This is a genomic window from Skermanella sp. (genome assembly GCF_059503625.1).
On the sequence record NZ_JCACHA010000556.1, the window covers coordinates 1 to 12,191 of the forward strand.

General features: G+C 66.1%; 14 protein-coding genes. 10 read left to right on the forward strand and 4 right to left on the reverse strand.

The genetic code is table 11. The features are described from left to right. Positions 1 to 283, forward strand: a 283-nt coding sequence (locus AC5JJ6_RS11795; protein WP_496042214.1) for a DUF4112 domain-containing protein, incomplete at its 5' end; no start/stop codon positions are given. 10 nt (positions 284 to 293) lie between these two features. On the opposite strand, the gene AC5JJ6_RS11800 is transcribed toward AC5JJ6_RS11795, so the two are convergent. Both AC5JJ6_RS11800 and AC5JJ6_RS11805 read right to left on the reverse strand, forming a co-directional pair. Next, a complete protein-coding gene (locus tag AC5JJ6_RS11800) occupies positions 294 to 1,205 on the reverse strand; it encodes a glycoside hydrolase family 88/105 protein (RefSeq protein WP_496042240.1) in 912 nt (303 codons plus the stop codon). Beyond that, a complete protein-coding gene (locus tag AC5JJ6_RS11805; RefSeq protein WP_496042215.1) occupies positions 1,124 to 1,873 on the reverse strand; it encodes a CBM35 domain-containing protein in 750 nt (249 codons plus the stop codon). The genes AC5JJ6_RS11800 and AC5JJ6_RS11805 overlap by 82 nt, the downstream gene beginning before the upstream one ends. A 358-nt stretch (positions 1,874 to 2,231) precedes the next feature. Here AC5JJ6_RS11805 and AC5JJ6_RS11810 point away from each other — a divergent pair, with 358 nt between their 5' ends. Then, the gene (locus AC5JJ6_RS11810) at positions 2,232 to 2,570 is read left to right on the forward strand and encodes a hypothetical protein (RefSeq protein WP_496042216.1); all 339 of its coding nucleotides are present in this window, start codon (positions 2,232 to 2,234) and stop codon (positions 2,568 to 2,570) included. A 51-nt stretch (positions 2,571 to 2,621) separates the two neighbouring features. On the opposite strand, the gene AC5JJ6_RS11815 is transcribed toward AC5JJ6_RS11810, so the two are convergent. Then, positions 2,622 to 3,233 carry a DUF1989 domain-containing protein gene (locus AC5JJ6_RS11815; protein ID WP_496042217.1) on the reverse strand — a complete coding sequence of 204 codons (612 nt, stop codon included), beginning with the start codon at positions 3,231 to 3,233 and terminating at the stop codon, positions 2,622 to 2,624. Then, a complete protein-coding gene (gene gntA, locus AC5JJ6_RS11820) occupies positions 3,226 to 3,975 on the reverse strand; it encodes a guanitoxin biosynthesis heme-dependent pre-guanitoxin N-hydroxylase GntA (protein ID WP_496042218.1) in 750 nt (249 codons plus the stop codon). Before gntA ends, AC5JJ6_RS11815 begins: the two co-directional genes overlap by 8 nt. Positions 3,976 to 4,484: 509 nt before the next feature. Here gntA and AC5JJ6_RS11825 point away from each other — a divergent pair. From AC5JJ6_RS11825 to AC5JJ6_RS11860, 8 genes are all read left to right on the forward strand, one after another. Next, a complete protein-coding gene (locus tag AC5JJ6_RS11825) occupies positions 4,485 to 5,531 on the forward strand; it encodes an extracellular solute-binding protein (protein WP_496042219.1) in 1,047 nt (348 codons plus the stop codon). 42 nt (positions 5,532 to 5,573) lie between these two features. Beyond that, complete coding sequence (locus AC5JJ6_RS11830) at positions 5,574 to 6,623, forward strand: extracellular solute-binding protein (protein WP_496042220.1); 1,050 nt, start codon at positions 5,574 to 5,576, stop codon at positions 6,621 to 6,623. A gap of 14 nt (positions 6,624 to 6,637) precedes the next feature. Then, on the forward strand, positions 6,638 to 7,723 hold the full coding sequence (locus tag AC5JJ6_RS11835) for an SIS domain-containing protein (protein WP_496042221.1): 1,086 nt from the start codon (positions 6,638 to 6,640) through the stop codon (positions 7,721 to 7,723). A 3-nt stretch (positions 7,724 to 7,726) separates the two neighbouring features. Further along, complete coding sequence (locus AC5JJ6_RS11840; protein ID WP_496042222.1) at positions 7,727 to 8,623, forward strand: carbohydrate kinase family protein; 897 nt, start codon at positions 7,727 to 7,729, stop codon at positions 8,621 to 8,623. Between the two features lie 2 nt (positions 8,624 to 8,625). Then, positions 8,626 to 9,669, forward strand: coding sequence for an ABC transporter ATP-binding protein (locus tag AC5JJ6_RS11845; protein WP_496042223.1), 1,044 nt, complete (start codon positions 8,626 to 8,628; stop codon positions 9,667 to 9,669). Continuing rightward, entirely contained in the window at positions 9,666 to 10,577 is a 912-nt protein-coding gene (locus AC5JJ6_RS11850) for an ABC transporter permease (RefSeq protein ID WP_496042224.1), read from the forward strand. The genes AC5JJ6_RS11845 and AC5JJ6_RS11850 overlap by 4 nt, the downstream gene beginning before the upstream one ends. Next, positions 10,574 to 11,407 (forward strand): ABC transporter permease, encoded by an 834-nt coding sequence (locus tag AC5JJ6_RS11855; RefSeq protein WP_496042225.1) that lies wholly within the window; start codon positions 10,574 to 10,576, stop codon positions 11,405 to 11,407. The genes AC5JJ6_RS11850 and AC5JJ6_RS11855 overlap by 4 nt, the downstream gene beginning before the upstream one ends. 36 nt (positions 11,408 to 11,443) lie before the next feature. After that, a partial coding sequence (locus AC5JJ6_RS11860; RefSeq protein ID WP_496042226.1) for an SIS domain-containing protein occupies positions 11,444 to 12,191 on the forward strand: 748 nt, incomplete at its 3' end.

Consider the following 12,191-nt stretch of genomic DNA (forward strand, 5'->3'; position numbering starts at 1 on the left):
CACCGCCATCTCCGGGTACCTGATCCGGGAAGCCTGGCGGCTGGGCGTTCCGCGGGCGACCCTCGTCCGCATGATCGGCAATGTGGCCGCCGACAGCCTGATCAGTGCGATTCCCATCGTCGGCAATCTTTCCGACGTGATCTGGAAGGCGAACCGGAAGAACATGGCCATCCTGGCGGAGCACCTCGGCCCTGCCCGGACGCCGAGATCCGGAGTGTCCGGCCACGCCGCCGACCGCACCTTCGACCACACCTTCGACAACCGGGGCCGCAGGATGTCCTGACGAGCCCCGCCTACCGCCAGTTCTGCATCATCGACTGTTCGTACATGGTGAGGAAGGCGCCCAATCCGTGGATCTCGTTGGTGATCCGGGGACGCGCCAGATAAAAGGCGAGATCGCCGACGCCTGTTCCGGTGCAGATGTTCAGAAGGTTGGTGCGGCCGTCGGTGCCAAGGGAGATCTGCGACAGGACGCCCTGAAAACCCTTGCGCGCTGCGGCCGCCGCGGTAGCGGCCGTCGCCGTGACATAGCGGCGCTCCAATGCCTTGGAGATGATGTAGACATACATGCAGGAGCAAGACGTCTCCAGCCAATTGCCCTTGATGGTCGCCTTGTCCACGACCTGATACCAGCGGCCGGTGGTGGAATCCTGAAGGCGGACGAAGGCGGCGACGAGACCCTGCACCAGGGCGATCAACTGGCCGCGCTGGGGATGGTCCGTGTTCAGGACGTCCAGCACGTCGATCAGCGCCATGCCGTACCAGCCGATCGAGCGCCCCCAGAACTCGGGTGAATGCCGGCTGACCGGGTTGGCCCAGGGCGTGTCGCCCTGCTCGTCATAGGCATGGTAGAGCAGGCCGTTGGACGGGTGCTTCAGATGGGCGGCGTAGACCAGGAGCTGGTTCACGGCCTCGTTGAAGGAGCTGGGGATGGCTCCATACATCTTGCCATAGCGGACCAGGAACGGCAGCGCCATGAAGGTGCCGTCCAGCCACAGCTGGCCGGTGAAACCGGTCGTGTGCCAGAAGCCTCCGTCGGAGGTTCGGGGATAGGTCTTCAGGGTGTTCTTGATCTTGTCCGCCGCCAGCCGGTACTTGTTCAGCCCGGTTTCGCGGTGAAGGATCAGCAGCAGGTTCCCCGACTGTATGTTGTCGAGCTGGTTGATCGAAATGTCGATATTGCCGTCGGCGTCGACGTCAGGTATTGCAGGTACCGGCTGTTGCGGGTGCGCTGGTACACCTGGTACTGGCCGAGCAGATAATAGCCCCTGTAATAGGTCCAGGACCCGAAAGCCGCCGGATCGGGATTGCGGGCGATAGTGGAATCGACCAGGGCCTTCCCCCAGTCGGTGCCGTCGTTGACGTCCAGCAGGTCGATGTTGGGTGCGCCATTCGCGGTGTTCGACGTCAGCCTGACGGTGTTGGATCCGGCATGAAGCGGCGCCGTCAGGCTGCGCACCGCCCAGCGCGGCCAGCCGCCGGTGGGCGGGAAGGACAGCGCCGGATCGACCACGGCGCCGTTGACCCGGACCGTCATCGGCCGGTTGACGGTCGTGCCGTTGGCGAAGCGGACGGCAAGGGTCGCCGTTGCGGCTCGCGGCACGGTCACCAGCCATTCCACGTAGCTGCCGGCTTCCTGGAAGGTATTGACATAGGCGGTGCCCGAAAAGCCGGCATGGATGGATTCGAGAGCCCCGCGGAAGATCCTGGCCGTTTCGGCCTGATACGTGGTCGTCGCCGCCAGGGCAGGGGACGCGAGGAACGGCGCTCCGAGATAGCTGGAGGCGACCCCAAGGGCGGCGGAGCCGCCCGCAGTCTTCAGGAAACCGCGGCGCGGAATGCCGGCCGGCGGCGTCGGACGCGAGCAGTCCATGGCATTCCTCCTCGGCCCGAATTGCGGAAAGCCCGCGCTGCATCGGGAATCTTCAGAGGATTTTACCGCTCCGGCTGGAAACCTGTCGTTGTCTCGACAGGTACATGACCTTGCTAGACGAAGCCGCGGAACGCATGATCAATGCGTTCTTCAGCATGGCCGGTCCAATACCTCGTCAAGTAGCTGTTCTTAAAAGGTGCAGATAGCGACATCTCACCGAAAACAATGACTTTTGGCATATAAATTCTGACGGGATGTTCTTTAGAGATCTTCGGTGCCCTGAACTGATTGTTGAATCATTATTCCTGCACGCGTCACATGGTTGCGCTTATTCGACAACGATTATGAAGCTTGTCACATGGAGACGAGAAAGATCTACGCGGCGGTATTGTGGATACTTGCGGCCGCCGAACCGGCGGCTGCCCATGACATGTACGAGGGGCTGACGGCACGGAACGGCCAACCATGCTGCAACGAGCGCGATTGCCGTCCGGTCGGCCATAGATACACCGCCGAATCCGGACATGAGGTCGAGATCGAAGGACAATGGGTTTCGGTTGCACCAGGCATCATTCTGCCGACCGCCTCTCCGGACGGCCGGAACCACGCGTGCTACTACCCGGTCTGGTCGACTTACCAATCCACGACCACGGTGACTTATGTCCTGCGTTGCGTGATCCTTGGCGGTCAGTCGTAGGATGGTTGCCGGAGCGTCGGATGGCGGACCTTCTTATGTCCGGCATCCCTGCTAGCCTCCGGCCTTCCTGACCGAGTAATGGATCGGCTTGAAGCTGCCGCCGTTGCTCGCCGGCGCCGAGCAGGCCGTGAGGCCGATGACGAGGTCCATGCACGCCTTGAAGACGATGCGATCTCCCGCCTTGCTCAGGGGCGGCAGCACCTTGAACTTGCCGGTCTGCCCGTCCACCGGCACGTTCATGAAGCAGTTGAAGGCGACGGGGATGGCGTCATCCTCGACCCCGTAGGGCCGCAGGGCGGCCGCGAGGTTGCCGTGACAGCCCGGATGCGGCGGTTCGTTGTCGTAGCAGAGCCGGAAGGTCGCTTCGCTGCACGGCGTCAGGAGGAAGTCGTGGCGTCCGACGGTGTCCTCGACGATCTCCAGCATCACGTTGGAGCGGTTGGAGTAGAGCTTGTCATTCGTCGTCAGGTAGATCCGCTCGGCATAGTCCAGGGTCCTGCCCGACGAGATCGTCTCGCGGATATCCTCCCGCGAGACCGCAAGAAGGTCGGCGACCTGTCCTCCTTCCGGATCGATCACCGTCAATTCGTCACCGGCTTCGAGCTCGAACGCCACGCCGCTGCGCGGCGCGATGATTCCGACGGGTTCGCTGGCTTCAGACATCGGGCCGCTCCAGGAAGGAGTTCAAAGCGGCGAGCGGGTCCGGATGCGCCGCCGCGGCAGGGGTCCTGCTGTAGGGGCATATCCACTCCGGCTCGATTATCCGGCCGCTGTATTGCCTTGCCTCCGAGATCTCGCCATGACGGGCGAGCATTGGATTGATATCGCCGGCAAGCCTCACGTCGCGGTCGAGAATGGCGTCGCGCAGCTTCTCGTAGCGGTTCTGGCCGCGCAGCATCTGGAACTGGTCATGAAGGTTGAATACCATCGTCGGATGGGAAAACCGGCGCCCCGGCCGGCTGGCGCGCGGGTGAAGGCCGACGACGAAGAACGCCTGTCCGCCGAAACTGAGCGCGAAATGGGGATCGTCCGGGTCGGCGCTCACCCGAGGGTCATGATCCTGACCCAGCCAGGCATCCTTGTCGGTCAGCGATTGGACCCGATCCCACAGGCTGCTCTCGAACTCCTCCTCGCTGAGGCGGTCCGGGCCTTCGAAGATGACGGCGAAACTGGTGAAGAGTGCCGGTTCCTGCGTGTAATCCCAAGCAAAGCGCATCAACCTTTCCTGGATGGCGACGTCGTCCCATGAACTTTCGATGCTTCGCGCGACGTAGACTGTCAATCTTCCGTTCTGAACGGCGGATTTCGCTCCGACGCAGGGAAAGTTCCGATCCAGAATAAATTCCCTGATATTTTCTTCGAGGGCAGGGCGGTTGAGGTTTTTCTCTGAGATTGTTTCAGACAACTTTGAAGTCCTTGATCGTGATCACTATCAACCACTTCGTTCCCCAAAAGTTCCAAATCGATCGGGGGCGGCGGTAAATCCCTGCGCGATCCGCAGGCAGCGCCGGCCACATAAATAGGCAAAAACAATCGCAAGACTCTCTTGCATGGGCAGTAAGTCTATGCAAGCATCGTTGTCATGAATCCGACGCTCGAACCTGTTGAGATGCCCAGCCTGCCGCGCCCCGCGCGGCTTCCCGGCTGCTCGTCCAAACGGCGGCGCAGCGCCCGGTGGCAGTCGCGTTCGAGCCGGCTTTTCGTCGTGCTGCTCTCCGCCATAGCGGCGTCGAGACCCTGATATCAAGGGGTTGGCGGATTTTCGATCCGGCCTGACCTCAACTCCCCCGTCGATCCGGGCCGCCGCACATCGATCTTCCGACCGATGATCCGGCTAGCCCCCTGCTTTGCATCGCCCGGCTTCAGCCGCCGCGCGTGAAGGCCCATGCTTACTTCATTTCTGGAGAGTCCCGCATGGATATTGGTAGAAGGCACGCTCTTTACTTGCTCGGCGCCGGTGCGGCGGCCACCTTCGGCGGTCTGAAGCCGGCATCGGCACAGGATGCGCGCGAGATGGTGATCGTGACGTATCCGGGCGCCCTGTCCGGGCCGCACCGCTGGCTTGCTGATCGGATGGAAGCGCGGCATCCGGGTCTGTCCATCCGTCTCGTACCGTCGGACAGCCAGGATATCGTGGCGCAGATCAAGGCCGCCCAGGGCTACTCGCCCTTCGACGCGGGGCCGAACGACGAGCCGCCGCATCTGATCGGCATCGGCGAGGGCTATCTCTCCAGGCGCGACGACGCCGCGATCCCGAACCTCGCCAACGCCTATCCGGAACTCGTCGCGAAGAGCGGCGGCGTCGGCGTGCCGGCGACATATTCCCTGGTCGGCATCGCCTACAACACCGATCTGGTGAAGACGCCGCCTGCCAGTTGGCAGGATCTGTGGAAGCCCGAATTTCGCGGGCAGGTCGGGATCGCGCGGACATCCTCCAACCTCGGCCTCGCGACCCTTGCGATAGCGGCCAGGACGTTCGGCGGGACGGAGGACGACCTGGAGACGGGCTGGACCAAGCTCCAGGAATTGGGAGCCAAGGCGGCCCGGTCTCCGGCGGCATTGACCCAGATGCTCGAACGGGAAGAGATCGCGATAGCGCCGCTCTGGAACAACAACACCGCGGCAGCCGCCGGCAAGGGCCTGCCGATCGCCTTCGTCAAGCCAGCACCGGGGCCGGTGGCGATCATCTCATATTTCTCGGGCTTCGCCAGGTCACGCCATCCCGACCTCGTCGCGGAATGGATGAACGGCATACTCAGTCCCGAATACCAGACGCGGGCCGCCGCCGCGCCGTTCTATTTCGGCCCGACGGTGCGGGGTGTGGCGATTCCCGCCGATGCCGCACCCTATACCCCGTCGACGCCCGAAGAGGTCACGGCGCTCCAGACCGTGGACTGGTCGAAGATCGTGCCCGTGCGCGGACAGCTCGTCGAGCGATTCGACCGCACCTTTGCATTCTGAACCGGTCCCCCGCCCAGCCCAAGACCTTCCCGGAGTTTCGTCATGTCCCAGATCATCGATCGCCGCCGATTCCTGCAAGGCACCGCGACGGCAGCCGCCTTTCTCGCGGCGCCCGGCATCGTCCGGGCGCAGGGTGCGCGCGAACTCGTCATCGTCAGCTTCGCAGGCTCCCTCCAGGAGCCTCACCAGTGGCTCGCCCGGCGCATGGAGCAGAAGCATCCGGGCCTGACCATCCGGCTGGTTCCCAGCGAGAGCCAGGACGTTGTGGCGCAGATCAAGGCGGCGCAGGGCTATTCGCCGTTCGACGCGATGCCCAACGGCGAGCCGCCGCACCTGATCGCCATCGCCGACAAGTATATCGAGCGTCTCGACCCGGCCAAGGTCCCCAACGCGGCCAAGGTCGTCCCCTCCCTGATGGAAAAGAGCCAGGGCTACGGCGTGCCGGCCAGCTATTCGCTGATCGGGATCGCCTACAACAGCGATCTGGTCAAGGCGCCGCCGTCCTCCTGGAAGGATCTCTGGGCCAGCGAGTACAAGGGACAGGTCGGCATCCCGCGCGCGTCCTCCAACCTCGGACTCGGCTTCCTGGTGGCGGCGGCCAAGACCTTCGGCGGATCGGAAACCGACCTCGCCCCCGGCTGGACGAAGCTGAAGGAGCTTCAGCCGCAGGTCGGGCGGTCCCCGACGCAACTGCTTCAGATGCTGGAGCGCGAGGAGATCGCGATGGCGCCGATCTGGAACAACGATGCGGCGGGGGCCGCGGCCAAGGGCCTGCCGATCCGCTTCGTCAAGCCGGAACCGGGTCCGATCGCCATCGTATCCTTCATGTCGGCGATCAAGGGGACGCGTCATCCCGATCTGGTCGACGAGTGGATGAACGAGATCCTGTCGGCCGAGTATCAGGCGATGGCGGCCAATGCGCCCTACTTCTTCGGGCCGACCGTAGCAGGCGTCGAGGTCCCCGAAGCGGCACGGGACTACACGCCGGCCAATGCCGGGGAAGTGGCGAAACTCCAGACGGTCGACTGGTCGAAGATCGCGCCGCAGCGCGGCGCCATCGTCGAGGAATTCGACCGCTTGTTCGCATCGTGACGGGCAGTCCCGCCATGAACCCGTCACCCATGCTGGACGATGTCGCACGCCAGCCCGAAGTTCTAGGGACCCTGCTCGAACGGTCCGGCGAGTTCCGCCGGGCCGGCAAGGCCCTGGCGGCGGAACGCGCGCGTCCTCTCCACCGCGTCCTGGTGACCGGGTGCGGCGACGGCCTGTTCGCCGCCCAGGCGGCGTCGGCCCATGCCGCCCGCATTGGCCTGGATTGGCGCGCCGTCGGCCCGATGGAGCTTCTGGTCGGCGCCGACGCCTTGCATGAAACCGACCGGGTCGTCGCGATCTCGATGTCGGGAAACGTGGATCGCACGGTGGAAGCGGCGACCCTGGTCCAGGCCAGGGGAATTCCGCTGCTGGCGCTGGTCAACGGCGACGGCGGCAAGCTTGGAAAGCTGGCGGGAACCAAGGTCTCCCTCGACCTTGCCGACGTCGCGGGCTTCCTGTGCGGAACGGCCAGCTACACCGCCACATCAGCGGCTTTGCTGAGCATCGCGGACGGTATAGCCGATGCGGCATCGCCGGCGTTGTCCGCCGAACTGGTGGAGACCCAGCGGGCGGCGCTCGCGGCCTCCGACCGCGTGCTGCCTTCCGTGACCGGCTTGGCCTTCACGGGCGTCCGGCTGCTCTCGGCCGGCGCCGACATCGGCACGGCGGCCTATGGCGCCGCCAAGCTGGTCGAGTTGACGCGGCTGCCGTCCTGGTCGGCCGATCTGGAGGAGTTCGCCCACAGCCAGTACTGGTCGATGCCGGCGGCCGATCTGGTCGTCGTGATCGCCGCGCATCCGGTCCTGGCGGACTACGCCGCCGAATCCTGCCGCGCGCTGTCGGTCCTTGGCGTCACGACGCTCGCCATCGACACGGCGGCGTCTCCTGTCGAACCGGCGACGCACCGGATCACCCTGCCGCCGATCCACCCGGCCCTGGCGCCGCTGGTCACGGCCCTGCCGCTGCAATTGCTGGCGTATCGCCTTGCCGAAGCGTCCGGGCTCAACCCGAACACGCGCCGGCACCTTAAGGACGACGAGACGCGCTTTCGCGTCAGCCGTCTCCTGACCCGGCGCTCGCTGCTGGGAACGGGGCTTTAGGCGATGGGACCGGGCAAGCTTCTGATCGCTGGATACCTGTCGATCGACACCGTTACCGATGCCGCCGGACGAAGCCGGCGCATGCCGGGCGGTGCCTGCCTTTATGCCGGCCTGGGCGCGCTTCATGCCGGAGCCGAGGTGGCGCTCGCCGCCTCCGTCGGCGCCGATTATCCCGATTTCTGGATCGAGGCGCTGGCGCTGGCCGGGCTCGACCTTGCGCACCTGATCCGTAAGAACACCCTGTCGCGCCACGCCGATATCCGGCATTTCGCCGATGGACGCCGGGTTTCGGCTCACTACCGGGACCCGGAATGGTGGGTATCGAGCGCCGAACATGCGCCGGAATGGCCCGCCGACCTGTCCGGCGTCGGCATCCTCGTCGCCGGCCCGATGCCGGTAAGCCGGCTTGCCCGCCTTGTCGAGGACGCGCGAGGGCAGGGCGTTCCGGTCGTCGCCGACACCAGCGAGGCCTTCGCCCGCGCCGACCCCGGCGGCATCCTCCAACTCGTCCCGGCCTTGAGCGTCTTCGCGCCCAGCCGCGAGGAAACCCGCCTGCTGTATCCCGGCATGGGGGACGAGGATGCGGCCCGCCGTCTCTCCAGCATGGGTCCGGCGGTCGTGCAGAAGCTTGGGGCCGACGGACTGCGCGTCGTCACGTCCGGCGGCCGCAAGATCCTTCACCTGCCGGCGCTTGGCGCCGAAGTCGTCGATCCGACCGGCGCCGGCGATGCCACGGTAGGCGCTCTCGCCGCCGGTCTGCTGGCCGGCCTCGATATCGCCGATGCGGCGCGCGTCGCCCTGGAGGCCGGCGCACTGGCGGTTTCGGGCGAAGGGCCGAGCGCGCTGGGGATCAAGTTTTCAAACGCGGCGCCGCAGGGTGCCGCACTGGAATTGGAGTGACCATGAGTCAGCTGGTCATCGAAAACGTGTCGAAAGGCTTCGGCACCCTCAAGGTCCTTCGGGATTGCAGCCTTTCCATCGCCAAGGGGTCGGTCGTGACCCTGCTGGGACCGTCCGGCTGCGGCAAGACGACCCTGCTGCGCTCGATAGCAGGCTTCCTCATCCCGGACGCCGGGCGCATTCTGGTCAAGGGCGAGGACATCTCCCACCTGCCGCCCAACCGGCGCGACGTCGGCTACGTCTTCCAGAACTACGCGCTGTTCCCGCACCTGACGATCCGGGAGAACATCGGCTACGGTCTGAAGATCAGGCGGAAGTCGAAGGCCCACATCCGCGAGAAGGTCGAGGAAGCGCTGGGCCTGATCGCCATGACGCCCTTCGGCGACCGCTACCCCAAGCAACTGTCGGGCGGCCAGCAGCAGCGCGTCGCCATCGCCCGGTCGCTGGTGCTGGAACCAGAGGTCCTGCTTCTGGACGAGCCGTTCAACGCGCTGGACGCCCAGCTCCGGCTGTCGATGCAGATCGAGCTGCGCAAGCTGATCGACCGTGTCGGCATCACCTCGATCTTCGTCACCCACGATCAGCAGGAAGCGATGACGCTGTCGGACCGCATCGCGATCATGCGCGGCGGCCGGATCGAGCAACTTGGGACCCCATTGGAAATCTACGACCACCCCCGGACGCCGTTCGTCGCCGACTTCATCGGGCGGGCGAACCTGATCCCGGTCGCCATCCGCTCCGGCCGGACCGACAGCCCTCAGCCGATCCACGCGGCCATGCCCGACGGCCCCGGGACGCTGGTCGTCCGGCCGGAAAACCTGAGCATCGCCGAAGGTCCCGGCCCCGGCTGGGAAGGCAGCGTCGGCTTCGCGACGGCGCTTGGCGCCACGATCGAGTACGAGATCGACTGCGGGGCGGGGGAACCGCTGCGCGCCGTCCTGCCGCGCCGGCCGGGCGTCGCACCGCTCGCCCCCGGTTCCCGCGTCACCGCCCGCATCCGGGACGAAGCCGCCGCGATCCTCCTGTCGGGGAGTCCCCGGCCATGACCGACGCGGTGCTTGCCCAGCCGGCCCGCCTGGGCCTCGCCCGGCGCGTGATCGACGGCGGCGGCCTGTGGCCCGCCGTGCCGGCGCTGGTCTACCTCGTCCTGTTCATGGTCCTGCCGATCGTGACGCTGCTGACCTTCGGCTTCGTGACGATCGACCGGGGCGCCATCACGGACGGCGGCTTTACCCTGACGCATATCGCGGGCGTGCTCGGCGATCCGCTGGTCTGGAACCTGACGTGGCGGAGCTTCTGGATCGCGGTCGTCTCGACCTGCCTGACCCTCGTCCTGGCCTATCCCATCGCCTATGCCTACGGCCATTTGAAGGGCGTCTGGCGGACACTGCTGCTGGTCGCGATCATCTCGCCGCTGCTGACCAGCGCACTGGTCCGCACATATGCCTGGATCGTGATCCTGGGCGGACGGCGCGGCCTGCTGAACCAGACGCTGCTGTCGCTCGGCGTGATCGACCAGCCGCTCCAGATCCTCAACACCTCGACCGCCGTGGTCATGGGCATGACCCAGATCCACCTGCCGTTCATGATCCTGCCGCTGCTGGCCGTGCTGTCGGAACGCGACCGGCGCTTCGAGGAAGCTTCCCTCAACCTCGGCGCCAGTCAGGTCGAGACCTTCTTCCGGGTCACGATCCCGATGAGCATGCCGGCCATCGTCGCGGGCTTCGCCCTGGTGTTCGCGGTGTCCTATACCAACTTCATCATTCCCCAGCTGCTGGGTGGCGGCAACTACTCGACGCTGGCGGTGCAGGTCTACGAGCAGACGATCGTGGTGCTGGACTGGTCGCGGGGCGCCGCTCTCGCCACCCTGCTCCTGACCACCTGCTTCGCCTTCGTCCTGGCCATCGTGTCGGTCGGCGGCAGGCTCACGCGCTGGAGCGAGGTGCGCCGATGACCAGTCGAAGCAAGGCGTCCTCCGCCCAGGCCATGCTGCCGATCGACCGGTTCGCCCGCTGGGTGCTGATCGCCGTGACGGCGTTCTCCATCCTGCTGCTGATCGGTCCCAGCCTGATCGTGATCGCGATCTCGTTCGAACCGCGCGCCTATATCGCGTTCCCGCCCTCCGGCTTATCGACCCGCTGGTACCAGGCTGTTTTCGCGAACCGGCAGCTCCTGGATTCGATCCTGGTGTCGGTCCGGATCTCGCTCGCCGTGATGGCGATCTGCCTGCTGATAGGCGTGCCCGCCGCCTTCGCCAGCATCAGGGGAACGTTCCGGGGCAGGGCGGCGCTGAACGCCTTCCTGCTGTCGCCGCAGATGATGCCGGGCATGGTGATCGGCATCGCCTCCCTGTTCTTCGGCGCCTATATCGCGTTCCGCGCCTCGGACCTGATGCTGATCCTCAGCCTGTCGGTGTTCTGCCTGCCGTTCGTCGTGCGCATCGTCATGGCCCGGCTGGCCGATCTCGATCCGCTGCTGGACGAGGCGAGCGCCAACCTGGGGGCCGGGAAGCTGGAGACCTTCGTCCGGGTGACGCTGCCCCAGCTGGCGCCGGCCGTCTGCGCCGCCTCGGCCTTCACCTTCATCGAGGCGTTCGACAACGTCACGGTGTCGCTGTTCACCTCCGACGTGCGGGCAAGGCCGCTGCCGGTCGAGCTTTACTACCTCGTGCAGTTCGACAGCTCGCCGATCATCGCCGCGATCTCGTCGCTGGAGATCGGGCTGTCCTTCGTCGTGATGCTGATCATCGCCAAGGCCGTGGGCCTCGAGCGCCTCGGGCGCTGAAGCCCCGCCTCCAACATGTTTTGAAATGGAACCGACATGACCGACTTTGCGAGCCGCCTCAAGGCGCTCACGTCAGAGCCGTCGCGCGACACCCCCGCCGACCCGCACCGACTTGCCCGCGTCGAGCGGACGGGGGACGAGATGACGGGGCAGGGGGCCGCCATCCGCGCCACCCTGGCGGCGGCATCCGCCAGCATCCGTGACATCGCCGAACGGGCGGACCGGTGCGCCATCGACCGCATCGTCATCGCCGGCTGCGGCGACAGCTGGTTCGCCGGAGCAGCGGTCCGCCACGCGCTGGAAACGATGACCGGCCTTCCGGTCGAAGCCGCCCAGGCGCTCGACTTCGCGGCCTACGGGTCCTCGACCGCCAATGCCCGGACCCTGGCGATCGGCATCAGCTCGGGCGGCAACACGCCTGCCGTGATGAAGGCGCTCCAGGCCGCCTCGGCGCGCGGCGCCTTCGCGGTCGGCATCTCGAACACGCCGGACAGCCCCATCCTGACCCAGTTCGACGCCGGGCTGATCGTCGTTGCCACCCGCAAGGGCTGGCCGACCCAGTCCACCAGCGCCACGATGGCGCTGATCGGGGCGCTGGGCGCCGAACTCAGGACCGACACCGGCGACCCGACGATGCGCGACGCGATCAAGGGCGAACTGTCCCGCCTGCCCGATACGATGGACCGGCTGTGCCGCGACCTCGACGCTCAGATGCGGCGGGTGGCGGAGCGGTTCGCGGCTTCCGGCCTGATGCTGTTCGCCGGGCTGGGACCGAACTTCGCGG

Coding starts and splice junctions, on each gene's coding strand:
- AC5JJ6_RS11850 (WP_496042224.1), top strand. CDS start 9,666: ATGACCGACGCGGTGCTTGCCCAGCCGGCCCGCCTGGGCCTCGCCCGG.
- AC5JJ6_RS11855 (WP_496042225.1), top strand. CDS start 10,574: ATGACCAGTCGAAGCAAGGCGTCCTCCGCCCAGGCCATGCTGCCGATC.
- AC5JJ6_RS11835 (WP_496042221.1), top strand. CDS start 6,638: ATGAACCCGTCACCCATGCTGGACGATGTCGCACGCCAGCCCGAAGTT.
- AC5JJ6_RS11830 (WP_496042220.1), top strand. CDS start 5,574: ATGTCCCAGATCATCGATCGCCGCCGATTCCTGCAAGGCACCGCGACG.
- AC5JJ6_RS11805 (WP_496042215.1), bottom strand. CDS start 1,873: ATGGACTGCTCGCGTCCGACGCCGCCGGCCGGCATTCCGCGCCGCGGT.
- AC5JJ6_RS11810 (WP_496042216.1), top strand. CDS start 2,232: ATGGAGACGAGAAAGATCTACGCGGCGGTATTGTGGATACTTGCGGCC.
- AC5JJ6_RS11840 (WP_496042222.1), top strand. CDS start 7,727: ATGGGACCGGGCAAGCTTCTGATCGCTGGATACCTGTCGATCGACACC.
- AC5JJ6_RS11815 (WP_496042217.1), bottom strand. CDS start 3,233: ATGTCTGAAGCCAGCGAACCCGTCGGAATCATCGCGCCGCGCAGCGGC.
- AC5JJ6_RS11845 (WP_496042223.1), top strand. CDS start 8,626: ATGAGTCAGCTGGTCATCGAAAACGTGTCGAAAGGCTTCGGCACCCTC.
- AC5JJ6_RS11825 (WP_496042219.1), top strand. CDS start 4,485: ATGGATATTGGTAGAAGGCACGCTCTTTACTTGCTCGGCGCCGGTGCG.